16 protein-coding genes and 1 pseudogene are annotated in these 23,300 nt (G+C 41.0%); 6 read left to right on the forward strand and 11 right to left on the reverse strand.

Annotated features, from left to right (window positions below):
- Positions 1-495 precede the first annotated feature (495 nt).
- From V7L12_RS15700 to V7L12_RS15715, 4 genes are all read right to left on the reverse strand, one after another.
- A complete protein-coding gene (locus tag V7L12_RS15700) occupies positions 496-2,415 on the reverse strand; it encodes an iron uptake porin (protein WP_335085418.1) in 1,920 nt (639 codons plus the stop codon).
- A 523-nt stretch (positions 2,416-2,938) separates the two neighbouring features.
- Positions 2,939-3,481, reverse strand: coding sequence for a hypothetical protein (locus V7L12_RS15705; RefSeq protein ID WP_335085420.1), 543 nt, complete (start codon positions 3,479-3,481; stop codon positions 2,939-2,941).
- A 205-nt stretch (positions 3,482-3,686) separates the two neighbouring features.
- On the reverse strand, positions 3,687-4,445 hold the full coding sequence (locus V7L12_RS15710; protein ID WP_335085423.1) for an isoprenyl transferase: 759 nt from the start codon (positions 4,443-4,445) through the stop codon (positions 3,687-3,689).
- 23 nt (positions 4,446-4,468) lie between these two features.
- Positions 4,469-5,404, reverse strand: coding sequence for a ferritin-like domain-containing protein (locus V7L12_RS15715; protein WP_335085425.1), 936 nt, complete (start codon positions 5,402-5,404; stop codon positions 4,469-4,471).
- Positions 5,405-5,714: 310 nt separating this feature from the next.
- On the opposite strand from V7L12_RS15715, the gene V7L12_RS15720 reads away from it, so the two are divergent.
- Positions 5,715-7,007 carry a hypothetical protein gene (locus V7L12_RS15720; protein ID WP_335085429.1) on the forward strand — a complete coding sequence of 431 codons (1,293 nt, stop codon included), beginning with the start codon at positions 5,715-5,717 and terminating at the stop codon, positions 7,005-7,007.
- A 37-nt stretch (positions 7,008-7,044) separates the two neighbouring features.
- On the opposite strand, the pseudogene V7L12_RS15725 reads toward V7L12_RS15720, so the two are convergent.
- Positions 7,045-7,721, reverse strand: a pseudogene (locus V7L12_RS15725) (Uma2 family endonuclease).
- A 178-nt stretch (positions 7,722-7,899) separates the two neighbouring features.
- Between V7L12_RS15725 and V7L12_RS15730 the strand changes: the two are divergent.
- The gene (locus V7L12_RS15730; RefSeq protein ID WP_335085430.1) at positions 7,900-10,311 is read left to right on the forward strand and encodes a tetratricopeptide repeat protein; all 2,412 of its coding nucleotides are present in this window, start codon (positions 7,900-7,902) and stop codon (positions 10,309-10,311) included.
- Positions 10,312-10,322: 11 nt separating this feature from the next.
- Here the strand turns inward: V7L12_RS15730 and V7L12_RS15735 are convergent, their stop codons facing one another.
- Positions 10,323-10,556 (reverse strand): hypothetical protein, encoded by a 234-nt coding sequence (locus tag V7L12_RS15735; protein WP_335085432.1) that lies wholly within the window; start codon positions 10,554-10,556, stop codon positions 10,323-10,325.
- A 200-nt stretch (positions 10,557-10,756) separates the two neighbouring features.
- Between V7L12_RS15735 and V7L12_RS15740 the strand changes: the two genes are divergently transcribed.
- A complete protein-coding gene (locus V7L12_RS15740) occupies positions 10,757-11,467 on the forward strand; it encodes a Uma2 family endonuclease (RefSeq protein WP_335085434.1) in 711 nt (236 codons plus the stop codon).
- A gap of 110 nt (positions 11,468-11,577) precedes the next feature.
- Here V7L12_RS15740 and V7L12_RS15745 read toward each other — a convergent pair whose 3' ends face one another.
- The 3 genes from V7L12_RS15745 to V7L12_RS15755 all read right to left on the reverse strand — a co-directional run bounded on the left by V7L12_RS15745 (position 11,578) and on the right by V7L12_RS15755 (position 15,546).
- A complete protein-coding gene (locus V7L12_RS15745; RefSeq protein ID WP_335085437.1) occupies positions 11,578-13,569 on the reverse strand; it encodes an ATP-binding protein in 1,992 nt (663 codons plus the stop codon).
- Positions 13,566-14,840, reverse strand: a complete 1,275-nt coding sequence (locus V7L12_RS15750; protein ID WP_335085439.1) for a DUF4255 domain-containing protein — start codon at positions 14,838-14,840, stop codon at positions 13,566-13,568. The genes V7L12_RS15745 and V7L12_RS15750 overlap by 4 nt, the downstream gene beginning before the upstream one ends.
- Before the next feature lie 274 nt (positions 14,841-15,114).
- Positions 15,115-15,546, reverse strand: a complete 432-nt coding sequence (locus V7L12_RS15755) for an EamA family transporter (RefSeq protein ID WP_334824509.1) — start codon at positions 15,544-15,546, stop codon at positions 15,115-15,117.
- A gap of 403 nt (positions 15,547-15,949) precedes the next feature.
- Here V7L12_RS15755 and V7L12_RS15760 point away from each other — a divergent pair, with 403 nt between their 5' ends.
- Entirely contained in the window at positions 15,950-17,860 is a 1,911-nt protein-coding gene (locus tag V7L12_RS15760; RefSeq protein ID WP_335085441.1) for a serine/threonine protein kinase, read from the forward strand.
- Between the two features lie 104 nt (positions 17,861-17,964).
- Here V7L12_RS15760 and V7L12_RS15765 read toward each other — a convergent pair whose 3' ends face one another.
- Entirely contained in the window at positions 17,965-19,566 is a 1,602-nt protein-coding gene (locus tag V7L12_RS15765; RefSeq protein ID WP_335085443.1) for a peptide ligase PGM1-related protein, read from the reverse strand.
- Positions 19,567-20,108: 542 nt separating this feature from the next.
- Here V7L12_RS15765 and V7L12_RS15770 point away from each other — a divergent pair.
- Together V7L12_RS15770 and V7L12_RS15775 are read left to right on the forward strand one after the other, a co-directional pair.
- Positions 20,109-20,981, forward strand: a complete 873-nt coding sequence (locus V7L12_RS15770) for an SDR family oxidoreductase (protein ID WP_334824515.1) — start codon at positions 20,109-20,111, stop codon at positions 20,979-20,981.
- A gap of 225 nt (positions 20,982-21,206) precedes the next feature.
- Positions 21,207-21,464, forward strand: coding sequence for a hypothetical protein (locus V7L12_RS15775; protein ID WP_334824517.1), 258 nt, complete (start codon positions 21,207-21,209; stop codon positions 21,462-21,464).
- Between the two features lie 61 nt (positions 21,465-21,525).
- Here V7L12_RS15775 and mgtE read toward each other — a convergent pair whose 3' ends face one another.
- Positions 21,526-22,926 (reverse strand): magnesium transporter, encoded by a 1,401-nt coding sequence (mgtE, locus tag V7L12_RS15780; RefSeq protein ID WP_335085444.1) that lies wholly within the window; start codon positions 22,924-22,926, stop codon positions 21,526-21,528.
- Between the last annotated feature and the right edge of the window lie 374 nt (positions 22,927-23,300).

Here is a 23,300-nt window from a genome sequence, read left to right on the forward strand (position 1 = left end):
CCCGCACTTCGGTCATTCCTAAGAGGTTGTTTGAAAAGTTTTTCGCTGTGACTTTAGGCACTTTTAGATCCCCACTAACCCACCTTAAAAAGGGACGAACCGGAATCAAAGTCCCCCTTTTTAAAGGGGATTTAGAGGGAGCTAAAACTTTTGATACCTACAAGAGAACTTTTCAAACATCCTCTAAGCTCAGTCACTACCATAGACATCGCACTAGTTTTGCATAACAGATTTTGGGCAATGCGACTATATTTTTGTCAAAAACCAAACAATATTATTCAATAAACATCCACCGAATTTCTACGTATTTATTAGTCATTATTTTATCCTCGACACTCCTTTTAAAGATATGACTAATGGATAGCCAAAGCTTACTCAAATGCGGGGTGGGGTTCTTTATTGTTGATTTATGCAAGAGGTCTACCGTGAACTTTGTTATCCAATCTCAAAATCCCCCAATTTCTTGGGGGATTTTGACTGCCTACTCCCAATCTCTTAAAATGTAAAAGTAGTCCGAAGTACACCTACAGTCGTAGTCTCATTGTTGCTGTTACCTTCTGGATTAAAGAGAACAAACGCACCAGGGGTAATGCTGATATTATCGCTAACTTGAAGGCGGTAATAGGCTTCTAAATGGTAAGGAGTCGCCCGATTGTCGCCTGTGGGCGTAAGTTGAGCAGAACCACCAGTATCACTACGGTAAAGCGGCTGACCAAAAAGAATCCCGGCAGTGTTTCCTGACTTGAATAAATCTCTGAAGTGAACTCCCGCCATCCAACTTGTAAAGGTGGTGGAAGCATCCACGCTATTGGAAGCAGCATCAACAAATATTGCTGCACCGTAGCCAGATAATGCTATTTTGGGAGACAATCGCCATGTTACCGTACCGCCAACAGAGTTGAGTGTGAGGGGTGTTCCAGCTGCAACCCCTGCTAAAGCACCGATATCACTACTAACTAATCCTGTAGCCAAAATATTGATTTCGTGATAACTGTGGGCATAGTTTAAAGCAATATCCAGAGCAGGACTTGGCTTGAAGGTTAACTGTGTGGCAATAATACTACTACCACTAAATAAACCTGCTCCCAAAGGTGTAGTAGAAACTCCTGGTACTGCCTCAGTCGCAGATTTTTGGGTTAAATTGGCATTTGGATTGCCGTATAAAGCTCTTAAATCCAAATTTGGCGAAATGTTAAAAATAAATCCCGCCGCCGATGCTAAACCAGTACCCGAAGTCCCACCAGAAACCCGTAGCACAGGATTCAAGCCGGCAAAACGAGAAATTGACTCTTGTCCTTCACCATAAAAAGGCGTAATTGCTGGGAAAGCATCTGATGTCTCTGCCGCAGTTCCCGCAAACAAGGTTAATTTATTAGCGATGGGAAAGATATACAGCAATTTGTAAAGCTGAATACTGTTTGCGCCAACACCCGACAAAGTATTGACATTTAACCCCGGAAATTGCGGCTCAAAACTGGTACGAGCGCTACTTGCACTTAAAAGTGGCGCAGCTAATCCTAAACTTTGTTGCAGGCTACCCTGTCCATCGGCTCCACCCAAAAAGTTATAGGCTTGCAATCCAGTAATTAATGAATCTTTACCAGTAAAGCTAGTGGTGAGATTTAACCGCACTCTATTGACTAGGATGATATTCGGGTCACTCTGATTAGGAGCGCCACCGCTAGCACCAACACCAGCAATAATTACCTCACCACTGAGTTTGGTCGTAGTGGAAAACTGATTTGCTTCTAGTTGTGCTGTGCGAGCTTCTACAGCATCTACTCGACCTCGCAATGTTGCCAATTCTGCGGCAAATTGTTCTTGTAGTTTCTGCAACGTAGCTAAATCTTCTTTCTTGACCAAATCACCAGTTGCAGTGGCAATCAGTTCGTTGATTCGGTCTAAACAAGCATTTAAGCCAGCAGCAAATTCATAGCGAGTCATCGCCCGATTACCGCGATAGGTTTGATTGGGATAACCTGCGATACAACCATAGCGCTCGACTAAAGATTGGAGTGCCTGAAAAGCCCAATCAGTCGGCTGTACATCAGACAATTGCGATACGGATGTTACTTGTGCAAGTTTGTATGAGGTTGGAGATGAACTTGCAGGTTGTGGTATGATTGGCTGCCACAAGTTAACAGCAAAATCTACTTTTATATCTGGAATTTCTTGCTGTTGATTGACTGAGGGTAAGTTTTTTTGAGTTTCATTAGCTATCAGCAATTTACTGGAGATATTATTTGCTAAATCCCTTTGATGAGAATAATTCTTTTCATAGCTGCCGTCATCTTGATTAACAGCTACGTTTTTATCTGCAATTTTTAAACTAGGAAGGGCTTGCACAGGTGATAACCCGACAATTAAACATAAAAATCCCATCCCACTAGCAGAAGCTAGTAGATATTTTGCCATGATGACTCCCAACACCTATAAAATAGTGGAAAAATTAATTGCGATTTTAAAATGGATTGATAAGTAAATTTAAAGTAGATTTAGCAAGAAAGTCTTGTTGACTTTAAATTTTGGGTATCAGGATTTTTTCTGAATTAACTTACCAAAACATCAGCTTGTATCGCAAGTCTTAAATTATAGTAAATACTATTTTTGGGAAGAATTAACAATAGATTATATTGATAGTTTCTATAATTACGATAGTAATCCTAAATGGTTTTTGAACAATGCATTACGTAAAATGCTTGATTCATAAGCCTTCCAAATTTTCTCTGTTCAAATATAAAATAGGATTGCTATATTGACAAAATAATAATTAAATAAGTCTGATTTTGTGATAAGGAATATAGGTATTGAGCCGAGGATTTCGGCTCAATACCTAACAAAGAATAATTTACTCAAAAAAATTAAGAGACTGCGATCGCTGATCGATTTGGGTGCAGGTAAGATCAGGAGGAAAACGGTGGAAATAACTTTCAAGAATTCAATCCCACCAATAGGAAACAATGACCGCATCACAATCCTCGTGAACATCCTCACCCCATAGCGCTCCTTCCAATCTAGTTCTCAGTCGGCGCTTCAGGCGCAAACCATAATTTTCATTCGTGCCATCACTTACCTCTACTGAATCAGCTCGCCATTTTTTGCCCAAGTCTAAAAGCTCTGACACTTTTGTGTCTTGGTTCTCTGCAAGGATGTATAGTCTATCGGCAGGATAAGCAATGAAATGGATGATGCTGGTTTCAGGTATGGAACGATAGTTTGCCATTGCAAGTAGGGTATCGACCATACCACCAAAGCTTAAACCGTTTTCATCTGGTGCAAAGATTGGTTTTCTGAACAGAAAGCTTGACCATAAATTTTTGTAGTTGGAAAGGTCAGTAATCACTTCTTCGCCATTAAACTCATTGAACCGACGCTGCCAAATCAAAGCAGCGAAGAGTTCTTGGGGAGAATATGATTTCGCAATCGATTGGATTTTGCCTAAATCAAGCATTATATTGACGGTAAGTAATATTTTTAACAAAACATTTGTAACTACCCTTGCAGTTTATTTACCCACCGCCTGCTATTCTTATAGTTACTTCGGTCTGTCATAGCAGATAGATTATCCTCAATAATGTTTTTATTTGTTAGCGCTCATATACCATTGTGGTAATGTGGGTGCTTTTACTTTATCCCTCTGGCAAAAATCCGGTTTAATTTTGAGGCGATATCTGGTATTTGGTACACTAAGCTGGTACTGAAGCTTTAACTTGACCAAAACGGCGATCGCGATTTTGGTAGCTCAACAAAGCTTGATGAAATGCTTCTCTATTAAAATCTGGCCAAAGGATATCGGTGAAATACATCTCTGTATACGCCATTTGCCACAAGAGAAAATTACTCAATCGCATCTCACCGCTAGTACGAATCAGTAAATCTGGTTCTGGAGTATCTGCCGTGTAGAGGTGTTGTTCTACAAGACTTTCATTGACTTCTTGGGCGCTGAGTTCGCCCTGTTCCACGAGTTGAGCTACTTGACGGCAAACTCTGGTAATTTCGTTGCGGCTACCATAGTTGACTGCAACCGTAAAGTGAATTGCTTGATTGTTCAACGTCTCTATCATTGAACGTTCCATTTCTGTCTGTAGAGACTTGGGTAAAGCCGATAAATCTCCAATAAAGGAGATGCGTACTTCTTCTTGATGCATTTGAGCCAACTCGCGGTGTAGTAATCGCTCAAACAAATGCATTAGAAAATCTACTTCTTCAACGGGACGCTGCCAATTTTCTGTTGAGAAAGCATAAGCTGTCAACGCTTTGATTCCCCAATCTTTGCAGCAACGCAATAGTTCTTTGAGTGTCTTTGCTCCTTGGCGATGTCCAGCAATGCGTGGTAATCCTCGACTGGTTGCCCATCGTCCGTTACCATCCATGATCACAGCGATATGTTGGGGGATTTTTTGGGGATTTAAATCGGTGGGTAATTTTGATTTGTCATTTGTCATTTGTCATTTGTCCTTTGTTTTGACTAATTAGTTTCAAATAAATTTTGCAGATAGTCTGGTGTGAGGCTATTGTTCCAACTCCACAAGCGATGCATTGTGTAAGTGAAGGTGAAGAGGAGAGTTATTTTGTTGGTTAATGACCAAGCATTCCAGTTGAGAGTACCCATCATCCGCCGGAGAGTACGCATGAGGTTGTTGCGTTGATAGTTTTGCGATCGCGTTTTAATCAGCGTGCGTCCAATTCGCATCAACCCAGTATCAGGGAAAGCCCACACTCCAAACCCCCAGAATTTGGTCATGTGGTTGATTTCATCCTGTGCTAGTTCTTCTAGAACATCCTGGAGTGCGCCAGTGGTATGAGCCATCAACCAAATATAAAGACAGGTAGCACCGTATTCTGTGGTAATGCGATGTAAACCGTGGCGATATAAGTCTTCTTTGGCGTCATCTGTGGGGAGATAGCTTCTAACTGTCCGAAGTTTGGGGGTAATTTTCTCGCCTGTTAATTGGGTGTAGATTTTGATTAATGCAGGTGTGTGCTGACGTTCTTCCTTTTCCCACAAACCAAGTTCCAGCAATTCGCCATCTTTACCGACTGTTCCACCAACAAACCGAGCCATCTGAGGATGCAATTTTTCTAAATACTGGCGACTAGTTTGGGTATAGCCGCGAATCGGAGCTTCTGTATCCATCGCACCGATCAATATAGATAAAAATACCTCTGCGTCTAAGCCGATAATTTGATTGCGGTTAATCGTTTGCCAGTCGATGGGTTTCCAGGGACGCGGTTGGGGATTGGCAAACTGTAACGGTAAATCTTGCAGACGCTCGTGTAGTTTTTCGACTGCAATATATTTATCTATGAGGGTACGAATGCGGCGCTGTGTTTGCAAGTAATCAGGACTAGGATAGCTTTTACCTGCTAAGTCTTCTGCAATTGGGCTGAGGGTATTAAGCATATTTTTATACTTAAGTTTTTATCTTTATGCCCAATAGCCTAAGCGATCGCACTTTGTTTTGTCAGTCGGCTGAAGTCGGCAGTTTTATGTGATGCAGTTTGAGGAGTCGGGGAAAAAGTCTGATGCAAAATATATGGATGAAAAAGTCAAGCATTGAATTATGTGTACTACCGTGAGCTAAAAAATCTCTCTTAATAGTCGAAGTGCTATTTTACACTGTGTTACATTAAAACGAGTTTAGCCTGTACATGAATGTGGCTAAACCACTGAGTAGCGTTAAAGACGTAGTTAAAAGGACAAGAAATAGCTTATGCCATCAGATAATATAAAGATTATTGATAATCCTTCTTATAAAAAATTGCTAGAGACATTTTCAGGGATGAAGTTTGTCTTCCAAATTCTGTCTTTTCTGGAATTGATTGGGATTAAAAATGCAAATCTATCAGAGGCATTTAGTAACTTACCTGAGGTTCAAGAACAATTAAAAATTCTTTACATTCCCGATAAGTTCAATGCTTACTTTTCACAAATTGGCTGGGTAGCCTATGAATCATTAAATGTAGATTTAATGCAAAAAGCTATTGAATTAGCGGATAAGAGTAAATTTGAAGAAGCAGAAAATTTACTGACAGATTATTATAACGAGCAAACTCTTCAATGGCTACTCATGACAATGTTGGGAGTAAAGGAGTTTCGGAATAGAGAGGAACTTGCAAAACTAGCAAAGGAAGATTATCTTGCAGAAAGATATTATGCATGTGTACCGATTTTATTAATGCTTATCGATGGTTTGGTAAATGACATTGAGCAGACAGGTTTTTTTGCGGAGGGAACAGACCTGACAGCATGGGATTCAATAGCAGCACATAGTAGTGGTTTACAAGAATTATCCAAACTATTTAGAGTTAATAGAAAGAAAACTAGCACTGAAAAAATTACGATTCCATATAGAAATGGTATTTTACATGGTAGAGATTTAGGCTATGCTAATAAGATTGTTGCAGCAAAATGTTGGGCTGCTCTGTTTGCGATAAAAGATTGGGCAATAGCTATTAGCAAAGGAAATAAAAATCCTCCCCCTGTTGAACAAAAGCAAAGTATAATCCAAGCTTTTCAAGATTTTTTAGATATACAAAACCTTAAGAAAAATATTAATGATTGGAAAAGTAGAGAACTAACTTTAGGAATAGATGTACCATCTACGGGTTGTCCTGATGACTATGATAAATATATGCCAGAGAGAACTTTTGCCGAGTTTATGTTTTACTGGATAAACAGCAACTACGGAAAAATGGCAATTTTAATTACTGATTATTTAGATATCCCAATCAATAAAAAAGCTGGGAAAGTGAGGCAAGAATTTGGGCATATCAAGCCAATTGATTTTCTAATAATTTCTATCAACGATACAGCCCCGGCAACTACTACAATTATAGCTACTATTAGATATATAGAAAAAAAAGAGGCAAAAACCTGCGAAATAACTGCCGATCTAATTTATATAAATGAAACTCATAAAGCAACATTGAGAGGTGAACCCAATGGAATGTGGAGCATACATCAACGTTCCTTTAATCCAATTATCTATTCAAATCTTGTATAAAAAACGAAATTATACTATGAAAAAAGTATCGCCCCGCTTATCCTTCTAGTAGTTCCCCAAATTGTTGACGATAACGCTCAAGTTGTTTCTGCGCTAATTCAAGCTGTTCTTCTGGAGTTTGATAGCGCTTTCCTTGTTGGTCATACCAATACAAAACCTGACGCTGGATATTACCAGATACGTATTGCCCTCTACCAATTCCCAAACCAATTTCTGGCATCCAAAAGGGTTCACCAATTTGCAATTGATAGCTACCATCTACTAACCGATAAACTTCAAAAGGTTGATGGCGATCACGTTGCCAATACTCTGGATTATAAATAATGTAGTACAGTACACCTAACTTGGCATAAATGTCTAATTTTTTGTCGTATTCTCCACCCGGAGTTAAAGAGACAATTTCTAAAGCCAGGATAGGCACAATGTTGTTTTCTTCCCAAACAACATAGCTTTTACGAGATTTATCTGCCTTGCGGCTACACCTAAGCTCAAAAATCCGTTTGGTACAATCGCTACAAGTGGACTAACCCCTGTGGTATGGTAAACGCCCATATCGACGCTGAAAAACCAGTCATTACGGTTTGCCCAAATATATTGCAGTAAGAAGAGAAGCAGGTTGGGAATAAAGTTCTGGTCTTCGTTATCCACAGGGGTATCGTCTGAACAAGGAAGTTCAGCACTACTAGGCAATTGACGGGGGTCTGATTTCACCATAAGTAATGATGGTGCTGATGTTACCAATGACCTTTATTTTAATTAGATTAGAAGGCTTTATTCGGAAAAGTCGGGAAAAAAGTCGGATTTACAGAATCTTATCCGAAAACTCCAGCAACATAACTGTAGATTGATTTATAGTTGTCCTTGAAATCTGACCTACCCTCTTCGTTACACAATGGACGCCCAAGCAGCATTAGCATGGTTAGACGCCATAATTCCCCCTCAGACTGGGGAACGGTTGAGCGATTTGCAAAAAGTGATTCTTGTGCAAGTTTGGTTGGGTAGAAAATACTTGGATATCGCTGATTCTTACGGTTGTACGGAAGGACACGCCAAGGATGCTGGTTCTCAGTTATGGAAACTGCTTTCTAAAGTACTGCGCCAAAAGATTACCAAAAGTAATTGTCGCGCTACTTTGGAGCGAGTTTTGAGAAAAACTACTGCTATCTCCAGTCTGATTGATTACTCGCGATCGCCCCAAAATCCCACCCCAAAATTAGAGGATACCAATTTTATTGGACGAACAGAAGCGATCGCTCATCTGAATACTTTGGTAAATCAGGGATCGAAAGTGATTGTGATCCAAGGTGAGGGAGGTTTAGGCAAAACTACTCTAGCGCAGCAATATCTCCAAACTCAGGGGTTTGATTTGGTTTTAGAACTGCTGATGGCGAAGGAAACGCAAAATATTACCCCCGCCGAACGAGTAGTAGAAGAATGGCTCAAACAAGATTTTAATCAAGAACCTGGGGTAGAATTTGGGGTTACATTGGGACGACTCAAGCGCCAACTCCACAATCGGCGAATTGGGGTGTTAATTGACAATCTCGAACCTGCATTAGATCAACAAGGTGGCTTGATTGCTTCTCACCGCAACTATGTAGAACTATTGCGGATTTTAACTGATGCTAGGGTGCAATCTGTCACCTTAATTACTAGTCGCGATCGCCTTTGTGAACCTGGGCTAAATGTGAATCACTATCGGCTTCCTGGCTTAGATGAAAGCGCATGGCAAAAGTTTTTTAGCAACCGTGGATTAGCCATCAACTCGTCAACTTTGCAAATCATGCATCGCACTTATGGCGGTAATGCTAAAGCAATGGGAATTCTCTGTGGTTCGATTCAAGAGGATTTTGATGGTGACATGGTTCTTTATTGGCAAGAAAATCATGCCGATCCGTTAGCAGCAACGGACTTAAAAAATTTAGCAGTTAGTCAAATTAATCGCCTGCAAGCCCTTGATCCCCAAGCATATCGTTTACTTTGCCGTTTGGGATGTTATCGTTATCAAGATATACCCACTATCTCATCTCAAGGGTTGTTTTGTTTACTTTGGGATGTCCCACCTGATCAACATCGCCAAATCATCACTTCTTTGAGAAATCGGTCTTTGGTGGAGTGTGAAAAAGGTGAATACTGGCTGCATCCAGTGATTCGGAAAGAAGCGATCGCACGTTTACGCCCCAGCGATGAATGGGAAATTGCCAACCACAAAGCCGCAGAATTTTGGACAACTAGTGTTAAACAAATTGAAACCTTTAAGGATGCTTTGCAAGCTCTGGAAGCATATTATCACTACATAGAAATTCATGAATTTGAATTAGCGGGTAAGGTCATTTTAAAAAGCCGAAATAATCAATGGCAGCAGTTTTTACCTCTTGGTAGTACGTTGTATCGTATGGGTTTAATTCAACCGATACTTGCAGCAATTAATCAACTTGTTAATAATCTGCAAAATAACCAAAATCTCAGCGAACTTTACAATATATTGGGTGATTTATATTGGATAACAGGTAAGATTAGTCAAGCGATCGCTTGTCAAGAAAAGACTATTACTTTAGCAACGCAAGCACTCAAATCACTTGTACCTCAGCCAGAAAATAAACATACAGTTTACTATCTGAGGATGCTAGAGGTAGATTCTTTATTAAGTATTGGTCTTTACAAGATAGATTTGTGGGAACTAGAGGCAGCCGCAAAGTTATTTCAACAAGTAATTTACTTAGCTCAAAATACCGAGCATCATCGCTGGGCAGAAAAAGCTTCAGTCTGTTTAGCTTTGGTGTATTCTTATTTAGGTTTGCATGATGCCTCGTCTGCATTAGCAGATGTAGCTTATCAAAATATTACGAGTGAAAACTTGGTGGAACAGACTGGAAGATTTGTCTATTTTATGCAAATTTTGGGTCAAGCCTACGTCAATTTAGGCGAATTTCACCAGGCAAATCAGATATTCCATCAAGCTTTGACTTTTGCTGAAGAAAGTCACTATATGCAGGTAAAAGCAAAAACACTCAATGGTTTAGCAGAAATCCATCGACAACAAACAGATTTTGCATTAGCTCTTGTTAATCAGACAGAAGCAATCGAACTTTTGGATAAAATAGGTGCAAAGTGTGACCTGGCTGAAGCTTATTTTCAATTGGGTTTAACTAATCAAAAGATGGCAAAATTTGATGAAAGTCAAATAAATTTTAATCGAGCTATTCAGCTATTTACTGAAATCAAAGCACCAAAACAAGTTGAAAAAGTTTTAAACTGTGCTGCTCAAATCTGTGTCACCAGTCGTAAATTGGAAACGATGTAAAAATCTTTGATTTAGTAGACAGCTTTGTAAATAAATCGACGTAAATAATTAAAACTTGACTCAGGGACTTGGTGCAGTCCATTGAGAAGCGGTTTGATCGTATTTCCCTCGTATGGTTGCAGCGCACTGGATTCGCCAGCGTTGGAGTTGTTGCTGAGACAGACCAGCGACGGATTTGAAGTGGATGTACCTGCTTTCTTAAGCTCAAATATGCGTAGGCGTAGCCCGTCGTAGACATCGCTCATCTCACATCCTCAAGCATATTTTTGAATCAAATTATACAATTTGTTTAGTGGCGATCGCTATCGACTTAAGTGGAAATTATTCTGTGCCAGCAGGTGTTTTGTGTGAGCAAGACTTATAATTTTAGAAAGCTGGGGCGTTCGCTTCTGAAGGTGAATGAATTGGGTTAAGTTAGATTTATTTTGTCAAAAGAGAAATTATTATGTCTTCTGCTCAAGATTTAGGAATAATTTTAGAAGACACACCAGAAGATGTTATATTTCCTCCTGGTGATTTATACAGTGATGAACCACCTTTGGAAACAGAACTTCACTTGCGGCAAATACTGCTGTTGATTCAGTGTTTGGAATGGTTATGGCAAGAGCGTCAAGATTTCTACGCTTGCGGTAACATGACGATTTATTACAGTCCGCGTCAACGCAAGTCTGAGCAATTTCGAGGCCCCGATTTCTTTGTAGTTTTAAATACCCAACGCAAAATACGCAAAAGCTGGGTAGTTTGGGAAGAAGATGGCAAATACCCAAATGTGATTGTAGAGATTCTTTCTGACAAAACAGCTGCTACTGATAGAGGGTTGAAAAAGGAAATCTATCAAGATATTTGGCGGACTCCTGATTATTTTTGGTTTGACCCGGTAAGTTTAGAATTTAAAGGATTTCATTTATTAGATGGTCGTTATCAAGAACTGCAAGCTAATGAAGCAGGTTGGTTATGGAGTCAGCAATTGCAGTTATATTTGGGAATTTATCAATCGAAGTTGCGCTTTTTCACTCCCGATGGACAACTGACACCCACGCCAGAAGAAGTAGCACACCAAGAACAGCAACAGCGTCAACAAGCCGAACAGCAACTTGCCCAAATGGAGTCCATGCTTGCTCGCTATCAGGAAAGATTTGGTGAATTACCAGAGTAATTTTGTTTGCTATGGTAGTTGGCGTAGGTACAGCCTGTCCTAAACATCGCTCACAAATTTTACAACCTATCTAGCTACCAGCATTTTCTACTAAGGTCAAAATTGTAAAATCACATCCATCCCCCAACTTCCGCATCAGTCAAGGGTTTCTCTAACTTACTATATTCTGTTTGAGCCGCCCGCAATACGTGTTTCATCTGCACTGGTTCCCCAGCATCGGCAGCAAGGAAAGCTGCATTTAAGGCTATGTTACGGATATTACCTCCAGCGACATTGAGCCGTGCTAGTTGCAGAGCATCTAAATCTGCGGTTGGGGTTTCGGCTGGAAAGACGCGCCGCCAAATCTCGGCTCGTTGCATAGTATCAGGGAAAGGGAACTGCACTACAAAGCGAATCCGCCGCAGAAACGCTGTATCAATTGAACTCTTCAGGTTGGTAGTCAAGACTGCTAGACCTGGGTAGCTTTCCATACGTTGCAATAGATAGCTAACTTCAATATTGGCATAGCGATCGCGCGCATCTTTAACTTCACTCCGTTTGCCAAATAAAGCGTCAGCTTCATCAAATAACAAAATCACTCCACCTTGTTCTGCGGCATCAAATACCCGACGCAAATTCTTCTCTGTCTCGCCAATATATTTGCTGACTACCGATGATAGGTCAATACGATAGAGGTCAAGGCGTAATTTCTGAGCCAGTACTTCTGCTCCCAAGGTTTTACCAGTACCGCTACTACCTGCAAATAGAGCGCTGATTCCCAATCCCCGCGCACTCTTGCCCCCAAAACCCCAATTATTATATACAGTACTACGTTGGCGCACATGAGCCGCAATTTCCCGGAGAACTTGTTTCTGTGCCTCTGGTAATACTAAGTCCTCCCAATCAGCAGATGGCTCAATCCGTTGGGCGAGTTCATCCAAGCGTGGACGTGCTTGCACGCGGCAGGCATCCCATAAAACACTAGTGATATCGCTTTCTGGTGTTTGTGCTAACTGTCCTGCGGCTTCTGCACAAGCAGCACGAATGGTTGCAGCACTGAGGTTAAACTGATCCACTAAGGTTTTGACTTGCCCATTCATTTGCGATGCACTCGCACCTAGTGCATCTTGCCAAACTGCACCTTGTTCTTTGCTGGTTGGTTGATGTACATCAAAATTAACTACTAGGCCTTGTGATAAGCCAATCCGTTCTCGACTTGTGACTATTAAAAAGCCCTTTGTGCGTTCGATGAAACGAGCGATCGCATTCAGCCGCGCTGTATCATTAGTATCCAGTTCGTTGCAGTCTATGAGTAAGGCACTCTTACTTAAAATCGTCTCACGAGTCCACAGGCGGATAAGATTATCCAATTCGCCAGGTGCTAAGGGAATGACTTGTGCAGGCATTACCCACAAGCTTAAACCCTGAAGTTGACAAATTGTCGCGGCAATGGCACGTTTGCTAGCAGTTTCACCACTAGATAACTGGACAATTGGCAAGCTATTAACCTTGTAAGCTTGTGACCAAACTGCTGCGACTCGCTCTGCTAAATCTTGATGCGAAGGTACTAAATCGCTAACTTCTTGTAATGGCTCAATGATACCAGCTAGCCGTTCGTCAAGATATTGAATACCCGTGAGATAATGTAAAATCCGCTCATCAATTCTCAAGGGACTAAGAGTCAGGGAATGACCATCACCAATTTGAATTAACCGCCAATGACGTAAGGGAGCATTTGGAGCGATCGCATCCCAGTGGACGTTAGGTAAAGCTGCCAAAGCTAAACCCAAAGTTGGGTAAGCTCGTTGTGAATCGTCGTGAAATATAGCACACAATTTGGCAAAACCTCCATTTAATTCCATACCTGTACACAACAGCAACAAATCACGTTCAAAGGATGAGAGGCGAAACATTTTGCATATTCTCTCCAATGCTGATGGTGCAGGCATAGCAGCAGCGGCTTCCTGTAACACTTGCTGTAAATGCTCTTGGTTGTTCTCTTCAGGTTGATTTTGCTCTTTTGCCGTGTGATTTTCTAAAATACCCCGCACCACAGCTAGAGCTGCTGATAGGTAGCGGTAGTTTGCCTCATCCCAATTGTGATTAATTATCGTAGCATTCATAAAATTGTCACCTGTGGCGAATCATATTCCCCAAACTGATTCTTTTGCAGTGGACTTTCGGCCCCATCTACCCGCACCCGAACAATATAAGTTCCTGGCTTGACGTTTTTGACCGGAATCATGATTGCATCAGTGTCTTGGGTAGGTGGTGCAACCAAGAAAGAGTAAGCTACCGGACTATCATTTGATACCTCATTGAGTAGCAAAACTACCCGCTGTGCCTTACCTACTTTGGGCTGGAATTTAACCGTAATTTCTGCTGCGCGTAAATTGTCACCGCTATTTTCTACTTGAGCGACAAATGCTGTAATTGTTGGATGTAAGACAAAAGCCGCAACGTTTGATTCAACTAGATGATTCGTTTGCTCTGCATTGCCCATTGTTAGATGTACAACTTGGACACCCTGTACCCTTGCGTATAAATCTGGCGGGACTAACAAACTGATTTGGGTTTCTTTTACTTCTTGAGGTACTAGTAATGTCTCTGTATTACCGAAACGAACTCGTGTGATTTCACCGCGTAACCGTTTACCACGAATTACTAATTTTGTACCTGCAACAATCATTTGTTCAGTTTTTGTCGGAGCTATAACTTGCTCTATATTCGGTTGAGACAAGGGCATCATGTAGAAACCTTCTTCTTTGTCAGATTTACTACTTTCAATCAATATCATTGATGCTAAATAGGTAGCTGAAGGTCGATAGTGTGTTTGTAAAACAGACCATAACTTAGAAGTTTCTTCCATGTTAAAAAACTCTGGAGTCAGTTTTATCTGCCCAATTTGTTCAGCTAAATCGGATACAGACACACTTGCTACAGCTTGGGAAAAAGCACTTGAGGTATTGGTTGTAGATGCATTTATCAAAGTATTTTCAATAATATCAGATGTGATAGCTGGTGTTTTGTGTAATAAATGCATTGCATAGCCTAGTAAAAGCTCCGCCTGAAAATCCTTGGCTCCGTAGGCTGTTAATAAGTAGTGAAGGTCAAGAGCTAGTGGTGGAGTCGCAGAGCGCAGGTTTCCATTAATACCTGAATGCCTGCTCCGAAATTCTTGAGATACCCAATCGACATTGCGATTCTGCGTCACTTGATAGAGAAAAAGGTTGATTTGGGCACGCTCGTCAGCTTCAACTGAAATTCGATCGGGCGGTAGAGCAGTTACAATCACATCACCAACACTAGCAGCAATCGGATCGCTGACTAAACCATTTTCCAGCAAGACTTTTAGTACTGCTGTCACTACGGCTATAGAGAGCACATTACTCATCTTGATTCCTCATGGAAATAGCACATATCAATCATGTACGCCAGAGTACATTAATAGAATATATTTTGCAAAACTTTAAGTCCTGTTGTCGCAAAGACTATCAGCACGGCAGACAAAAGTGCATTGTCAACTATTAGTACAGCACGGCATAAATCCACCTAACATCTCAGTTTAAAAGACTCGGCAATGGTCAAAATTCCATTATTAAAAGTAGGTAATTTTCCACTACAAGCTACCTAATGTACTTGAACACTAGGACTTTTTAATTAAGATTTTAAATAATTAAAACTAAAGTACCTATGACTACTAACCCAGTTCCTAAAATAATCTTCCAGTTTAATGTTTCTCCCAAAAAAATGACTGAAAACAATAAAACTAATACCAAGCTTGATTTATCAATTGGTGCAACAAGGGAAGCTTTTCCGGCTTGTAAGGCTTGGAAGTAAAAAATCCATGATAACCCTGTAGATACTCCCGATAACAATAAGAAAATCATGGTTTTTTGGGATATAGCTAAGATATTAACTACGTTTCCCTGAAAAAATACAATTCCCCAAGCAACTACTAAGATGACAACAGTTCGGATTGCTGTTGCTAAATTAGCATTCACATTTTCTATCCCGATTTTGGCAAAGATAGTTGTCAATGCTGCAAAGCCAGCTGACAATAATGCATATATCCACCATGTTGTGGTGTTGCTTTCCATCTTAGCCTCCTGATTCACTAGTCAAAATTAGCAGTGTAATTTAACAAGAGTGTTAAATTAAATTACTTGTCTGTCAAGTTTGACTTGCTAGGTTCGTAGTTTGCGCTCTACCGTTTCACTCTCTTAGTCACTCAGCACTACTGAAGCTGACGATTCTCGTCGAACTTGCGCTAACTTAATATCAGGAACAAATTTCAACTGCTATAGGTCTTAAGTTTAAACATTTTATCAAATTTATCGCATTACTTTAAGTTACTAATATGTTAAGCTGAGTATAATTAGATAACTACTTGTAGCATATATTACTAATATTCATCTAAGTTATGAAGCAATCATATTTGTAATACTAGTATTATCTCTGAAAAAAGTTAACACTGAAAGTAACTAGGATGGGTTGCCCCAGATGAAATCCCCACCTTCTTCAAATTCTTGGAATGGTCGCTTCGTAGGTGATAACCAGCGATACCGTTTGGACAGACGGTTAGGCGGGGGTGGCATGGGAGAAGTTTTCCTAGCAACGGATACCCGTGTCGGTCAGCAGGTAGCGTTGAAGTTGCTCAAAGATACGCTAGTGGCATCGCTCGAAATGAGAAAGCGTTTTGAGCGGGAGGTGGCAGTTTGTGCTGCTTTGCAAAGCGACCACATTGTTAAGATTAGTGACTGTGGTGTAACCCCGGAAGGTTTTCCATTTTATGTAATGGAATATCTGCGGGGGCAAACGCTTGGGCAATTACTGCTGCGCGACAAGCGGCTGTCTGTTGAGCGGACGGTGAAGATTATGGCGCAAGTTTGTAAAGGTCTACAGCTTGCCCATCAAGGAGTGACTCTCCAACGGGATGGTGGCAAAACCACTGAACATATTCAGGTAGTTCATCGTGACCTGAAACCAGATAATATATTTTTGATGCCGACAGATTTGGGAGAGTGGGTGAAGGTTTTGGATTTTGGTGTTGCCAAAATTCGTAGTGAATCTTCAGAAAATTCCAATATTACAAATATAACTAGTACATTTATCGGGACATTTCGTTACGCACCTCCTGAACAAATCCAAAGCGATCAAAACCTGGATGCTAGAGGTGATATTTACAGCTTAGGGATTATCCTTTATGAAATGCTGAGTGCAGCCGACCCCTTTGGAATTAGCATTAAGGGTAGTCATGTTAGTGAGGCTTCTTGGGTATTAGCTCACGCTTATGAGCCACCAAAACCACTGCGATCGCAACCAGGGTGTGAGAATTTACCCGTACAATTGGAAGTGGTGGTGATGAAATGCCTCCAAAAGAAACCAGCTAACCGATTTGCAACGGTAGAAGAACTAAATCAGGCTTTGCAAGCTGCTGCAAAATTTGCCACAGAATCTAGTGTATCTGGAGAAATTACTGGGCGATCGCAAGCTTCTTCTAATCAAGCCTCAAATCACGAAACTGTTCCCAGACAATCAAACGATGACACAATTCTGCGTCCTCCATCTGGTTTCAATCAAGGCTCAAATCACGAAACTGTTCCCAGACAATCGAACGACGACACAATTCTGCGTCCTCCATCTGCTTCTAATCAAGGCTCAAATCACGAAACTGTTCCTAGACAATCGAACGACGACACGATTCTGCGTTCTCCATCTGCTTTCAATCAAGGCTCAAATCACGAAACTATTCCCAGACCATTTAACCCGATTAAGCAAAACCAATCTGAGCAAACCGTTCCTCCCATTCAGGCTGGACAGAACCAAGGTTCAAATCAGGAAACCGTTCCCAGACCATTTAACCCAGTTGAGCAAAATCAACAGAGTCCTGTGAATAATCCGAACGCCAGCAAACCTGATGTGACGTTATATCAACCACGACCACGATCTAATCAAGGCGGTCAACAAGTACCACCAGATAAGACGTTGTTTCAACCACGACCACGATCTAATCAAGGTGGTCAACAAGTACCACCAGATAAGACGTTGTTTCAACCGCGACCAGCATCTAATCAAAGTAGACCACCAGTGCAACCAGATAAGACGTTGTTTCAACCGCGACCAGCATCTAATCAAAGTAGACCACCAGTGCAACCAGATGTGACGTTGTATCAGCCACGACCTGCGTCTAATCAAAACAGGTCACAAACACGAACGGATGACACTATTTATCAACCAAAGCTAAGTGAGCAGCTAAGTACGAGAATTAGTCCCAATTTCTTGCGAATTCTGGGAGTGGTGTTGGCTATTGGGCTGACTTTAGCAGTAGTAACCTATATATATACTCAATCGCAATCTCGTAAACAGCCAAGCAACCAGCAAAATTTACCTAACAGCGATCAGCGCATTTAGAACTAATCAGCTAATCAGTTATCAGTAAGTCAGCTGAGGGGATCTAGGAAACAATAAGCTTTTCAGCTTTTGGACAACCCTCTCAGCTTACACTTCTTAATAAATTAACTATGTTCATCCCAAACTACGGGAAAGGAATAATCTGAAAACGCCGAGAAATCACGATTTTCGCTGCGTGTTTCTTCATCCAGAACTTTCACAACTTTGTTATAAATGTCTTGTGCTTGTTGCGGAGAATCACCGATGCTGGTTAATCCCATCTTGCCAAACTGTGAAAGGCAACCCATCAGATGAAACACTGTACCAGTTTCTGTATTGCTATCGAAGTGCAATCTGTGGTGAGCAATAATATCCATTAAATCATTAGGTAATAATCCCTGATAGCGCTCTTTTTGCAGATTATCAGTGGCAATGTAATATTTTGGACGACCTTGTTGACTATAAAATAAACCCGTGGAAAGGTCATAGCGGCCGTTCGTTAATAATTTCAGGGTCATGAATGGATGAGTTGTACCGCCTTTACGTAGGTTAATTTCGATCGCCTGAATATCCCACTCTCCGTTACCCTTGTCAACGGCAATAAAATCTAATCCAAATCGCTCTAAAGTGCCTTTCTCTGCTAATTTTTTGCCGACTTGAAGTCCCAATTGCTGTAATTGCAATCGATATCTTTCATCAGCAGGAAAGCGACAACCAAGGTAAATCTGACCGTCTGGGCCTCCAAGAATTTGGTCGTGAGTTGAAAGGATTTCCACTTCGCCCTGCGGTGTGATCCGTCCTTGGACACTGGGCGATCGCTTAATTTCCCCTTCCACAAATGCTTCAGCGATTGCACCTAACTCAGGCATTTTTCCCAAAAAACTATCCCAAGTTTCTTGTTTTGCTTGAAAGCGCATCGTTGATAAGCGATCGCTAATTGCTGCTATCCTTTCAGCATGAGTACCATTGTTTGGCGCTAAATTCTCAATCGGTCTCAGATCCAACAATGCATTCCCCTCTCCAGAAATGCCCTCGTTGAGTTTTACTACTACCCGTTTTAATGTTGGTTGGCGTTCCCACAAATCAACGGTAGCTTCTGCCATATCTGTGTGGTTCCAAACTTTTTCGCTGCCATCTGGATGCGGTATTCCGCTTTCTTTGAAGATTTGCCGACTACCACTTTTTGTCCCCCAAATCTGTAAATCTGGTGCAGCAGCATACAGTGGCACACCTAATTTCAAAGACAATTCGCCTTCCCAGTGCGAAGAGTTGTAGCAGATCATAAATGATTTGTCTAGCCTCAAAGATTGACGAATCCGCTCTAGCAGGCGTGGGCGTTCTAAAATCTTTTGGCTTAAAGGCTTAAGGGAGGAATCGTAAGTAGAAAGTAGCAGTAAGCGATTGCGAGCATGAGAAAAGGGAATTCCTGGCAACAGTTGCAGATAATAATCAATGATACTAGGATGCAGTGGTACTGATGTTACATAAATCAGTCGAGTCTGGGGATTCTGCAACCGAATTAAGGAAAATAGTAATCTTTCTTCATAATGCTCGCAGCCTTCGATTTTTTGGAGTTCGCCCTGGTCGATACTCAGGGAGGGAATAATTAAAATATCTGCTTCACTATTGTCAAATAGTTCGCTCGTTTTCCAGCGATCGCGCAGGGTTAATTGTAAGTGGCGAAACTTTTCAACTTGTTCTAACTCAGAAATATTTAATGTTGCCATAACCCATGCCCTCTAATGATCTCAATGTAGCGTACCACGCAGCCTTTTGGACGATGTATAGTTACCGTGTCAGTATTGAGATAGTTTTACAAAAAATTTCCGTAAGTCCGCAAGGAACGATCGAACTATAACAACCCGTAAATCGCCGACTTCTTTATTCTTTAATTTCGTTTCCATCTTAAGGTTGAGCTATTGCAGCTTAGTTTACCTCTAGGGGGCGATAAAGTACAGCAATATAATAGTTAACTTGAAAGTAGAGTAAAAAGATAAATTCTTCATCACATCAGAGTTGTGTACTTATTTTCGAGGATCGATAATGTAAGTTCTGTACAGTCGCTAGGAATAAGTAGGTTTGGCAAACATCCAGAAGATAAATGCCTAAAAGCGCAAATGGCTAATGACAGTCAAAGTAAAAAATAAACCTTGGGTTGAATTTTTGATCCAAGGTTTAGTTATGAGATAGGGAATGGGAGAGATGAGAAAAATGGGGTGCAATCAATACCCAATGCCCAATTCAAGATTCAATTACCAAGGTAAAACAGATGGCTAAATCAAAAGAGAAAAAAGAGCAGAAATTGCAACCCCCACAGCAACAAGAAGCACCAGGTGTTGAATCAGAAATGACACCAAAACCCAAAGCAGATGATGCTCAGTATCAGGGTAGTGGTAAATTACAAGATAAAGTAGCATTAATTACAGGTGCAGATAGTGGGATTGGTCGTGCTGTTGCGATCGCATTTGCCAAAGAAGGTGCAGATGTGGCGATCCTTTATCTTAACGAACACGATGATGCCAAAGAAACAAAGCAGTTGGTAGAAAAACAAGGGCGTCGTGCAGTTACCATTGCAGGTGATATTGGGAATGAAACTTTTTGTCAGCAAGCCATCCAACAAACAGTTGATGAATTTGGCAAACTCGATATTCTTATCAATAACGCCGCCGAACAACATCCGAAAGACAGTATTGAAGAAATCACTGAAGAACAACTAGAGCGAACTTTCCGCACTAATATCTTCTCAATGTTTTTCATGACTAAAGCTGCACTCAAGCATTTACAAGCGGGCAGTGCTATCGTCAATACCACATCGGTAACAGCTTATAAAGGTAGCCCACAGTTACTAGATTATTCCTCTACAAAAGGTGCGATCGTTGCTTTTACTCGCTCCTTATCAAAAAATTTGGTGTCCAAAGGAATTCGCGTTAATGCCGTTGCACCAGGGCCAATTTGGACACCTTTAATTCCCTCAACTTTTCCCGAAGAGAAAGTTGAAACTTTTGGTAAACAAGTACCAATGGAACGAGCTGGACAACCTGAAGAAGTTGCTCCTAGCTACGTATATTTAGCCTCTAATGATAGTTCTTATGTCTCTGGACAAGTGTTACATGTTAATGGTGGAGATGTGATCAATGGTTAAGTAGAATAGTTAGGAATTAGTCAATTTTGGATTTGAGGTTTTGGATTTTAGATTTTTCTTTCAATCCAAAATTTAAAATCCAAAATCGCTATAATTTGCAGTCATAATTTTTTGTTTTTTCATTCTTAACTTCACCCTCATGGTCATCCATTGGAGGGATGATTTAATGTGGAAATATTGATAATCTGTCTAACAGCGTACATTTAAGAAATAATAACTACGTTTATGGCATCTGATACACCACTGAATGGCACAGAACTAGTAGATTGTGCTAGAGCAAATGCCCAGCAAGGAATTGAAACTGCTGCTTATCAATGTGGCTATGGTCAAGACCTGAACAAATTTGCCAGAGAACTTAGACAAGCTTGTGAAGACATGAATTTACAAGTGAAAGAACTTAGCGGATTGATTACTGACCAGGACATGATACTGCAATTGGGTACTGGCGAAATTGTTGCTCCAGATACGGAATCAGAATTGTAAAAGTTAAGTTAATCATTTGTCCTTTGTCATTTGTAGTTTGTTATTCACTAATGACTCGTTTTCATAACTTTAAAATTACCCGTGCCAAATTGAAGTAGATCAAAACACCTACGACATCAACTGCTGTAGTAATGAATGGTGCTGACATTAATGCCGGATCTAAACGCAGATAGCGAAATAGAAACGGCAGTGCTGAACCGGAGATCGAAGCCAAAATAGAAATAGCTACCAAACTAGTGCCTACAGCGATCGCTACTTCTAATCGTCCTTGCAAAAAATAAGCCCAGACAGTAGCGATCGTACCTAACATTCCTCCTAATAACGCCCCAGCGATCGCTTCTCGGCCGATTACCTGCAATGCCCCAAGCGATCGGATTTCATCGGTATTCATCCCGCGAATCACCACTGTAGAAGATTGAGCGCCTACATTACCCCCAGTACCAGTCAACAAGGGGATAAAGGCCGTCAGTGTCACAACTTTTGTTAAAAGATCCTCTTGCGACTTAATAATTGTGCCTGTGACGGTATTGGTTACAAGTAAGACCAATAACCAGACAACTCGCTTTCGAGCAATTTCCAGCAAATTCATTTGAAAATAATTGTCGCCCCCCGACTGCACACCACCACCCAAGGCATAGATATCCTCGGTGGTTTCTTGTTGTAGAATATCAATCACATCATCCACCGTAACAATACCTACTAGAAGCTGTTCTCGATCTACCACAGGCACAGCCAAAAAATCATATCTTTGGATTAATCTTGCAACTTCTTCTTGGTCTGTATCAGTGTAGACAAACACCACATCACGGGTCATAATTTCGCCAATAATTTGCTCAGGCTGAGACGTTACTAATTCCCGCAACGATACAATCCCCGTTAAGCGCCTTGCCGCATCCATGACATAAAGATAATAAATCATCTCACTGGCATTAGCTAAGTTGCGAATTCGCTCTAGAGCTTGAGATACTGTCAAGTTTTCTTTCAGCGAGATTAACTCTAGCGTCATAATTCGCCCAGCTGTATCAACTTCATAACCCAATAGTTGGGCTGTAGCTTGACGTTCTGCTGGACTCAGTTGTTCTAGCAAGCGATTGACGACTTTTGCTGGTAATTCATCAAATAACCTAGCTCGGTCATCCGGCGACATTTGATCGACAATATCGCAGACTTCCTGGCTTTTAAGTTCTTCAATTAACCGTTCTTGAACACTGTAGTCGAGATATTCATAAACTTCGATCGCCTCATCCTTAGAAAGCAAGCGAAAAGCCAAAGCGTGCATTGCTTCTGGTAAACCCTCAATTGCCTCGGCGATATCCGCAGGCTGCACAGGTACGAGAATAGATTTTGCTCCCTGCAAGTCTCCTGCTTCTAGGAGCATTTGCAGCTGAGTCCGTACTAAATCTCGCAATTCCCTGCGTGAGAGATTCTGGATGGTAGAGTTTAAATTGTTTGTCTCAGTCAAAGTCCACTTTCCTCAGCCAGTTTGAACAAGGTTGCTGCCCCTAGTCTAGGGGAAAGTGGGATGTGCAACGTCAAACTTGTAATTTTTCTGACTTGGAGTAAATTGAAAACTTTTGTAAATGAACGAAAGAGTAGGGTTTCGGACGCTGACAATTCTTTGCTCGCGGTGTCTCGTTGGCGTAGCCTCTCATGGAGAAACTGTCGCGTAGTAATTCGTAGGATAATCCACCCGCAACAAAGTTACTCAAAAAGTACGATTATTTCTTAATTCCAGCGGATTGTGTTTCCTAGCTTAAATGCATGAATGGTGAGGCTCTTGCAAAAGTTTTTGCTCCACTGATTTTAGGTTATTACTATATTTCTGCTGGTTCTGGT

This window comes from Nostoc sp. (genome assembly GCF_036918245.1).
Lineage (GTDB): Bacteria > Cyanobacteriota > Cyanobacteriia > Cyanobacteriales > Nostocaceae > Nostoc.

What these genes read in the sequence shown, in the direction of transcription:
- V7L12_RS15700 (WP_335085418.1), bottom strand. Translation starts at nt 2,415, where the DNA reads ATGGCAAAATATCTACTAGCTTCTGCTAGTGGGATGGGATTTTTATGT.
- V7L12_RS15710 (WP_335085423.1), bottom strand. Translation starts at nt 4,445, where the DNA reads ATGACAAATGACAAATCAAAATTACCCACCGATTTAAATCCCCAAAAA.
- V7L12_RS15715 (WP_335085425.1), bottom strand. Translation starts at nt 5,404, where the DNA reads ATGCTTAATACCCTCAGCCCAATTGCAGAAGACTTAGCAGGTAAAAGC.
- V7L12_RS15720 (WP_335085429.1), top strand. Translation starts at nt 5,715, where the DNA reads ATGCCATCAGATAATATAAAGATTATTGATAATCCTTCTTATAAAAAA.
- V7L12_RS15730 (WP_335085430.1), top strand. Translation starts at nt 7,900, where the DNA reads ATGGACGCCCAAGCAGCATTAGCATGGTTAGACGCCATAATTCCCCCT.
- V7L12_RS15735 (WP_335085432.1), bottom strand. Translation starts at nt 10,556, where the DNA reads ATGAGCGATGTCTACGACGGGCTACGCCTACGCATATTTGAGCTTAAG.
- V7L12_RS15740 (WP_335085434.1), top strand. Translation starts at nt 10,757, where the DNA reads ATGTCTTCTGCTCAAGATTTAGGAATAATTTTAGAAGACACACCAGAA.
- V7L12_RS15745 (WP_335085437.1), bottom strand. Translation starts at nt 13,569, where the DNA reads ATGAATGCTACGATAATTAATCACAATTGGGATGAGGCAAACTACCGC.
- V7L12_RS15750 (WP_335085439.1), bottom strand. Translation starts at nt 14,840, where the DNA reads ATGAGTAATGTGCTCTCTATAGCCGTAGTGACAGCAGTACTAAAAGTC.
- V7L12_RS15755 (WP_334824509.1), bottom strand. Translation starts at nt 15,546, where the DNA reads ATGGAAAGCAACACCACAACATGGTGGATATATGCATTATTGTCAGCT.
- V7L12_RS15760 (WP_335085441.1), top strand. Translation starts at nt 15,950, where the DNA reads ATGAAATCCCCACCTTCTTCAAATTCTTGGAATGGTCGCTTCGTAGGT.
- V7L12_RS15765 (WP_335085443.1), bottom strand. Translation starts at nt 19,566, where the DNA reads ATGGCAACATTAAATATTTCTGAGTTAGAACAAGTTGAAAAGTTTCGC.
- V7L12_RS15770 (WP_334824515.1), top strand. Translation starts at nt 20,109, where the DNA reads ATGGCTAAATCAAAAGAGAAAAAAGAGCAGAAATTGCAACCCCCACAG.
- V7L12_RS15775 (WP_334824517.1), top strand. Translation starts at nt 21,207, where the DNA reads ATGGCATCTGATACACCACTGAATGGCACAGAACTAGTAGATTGTGCT.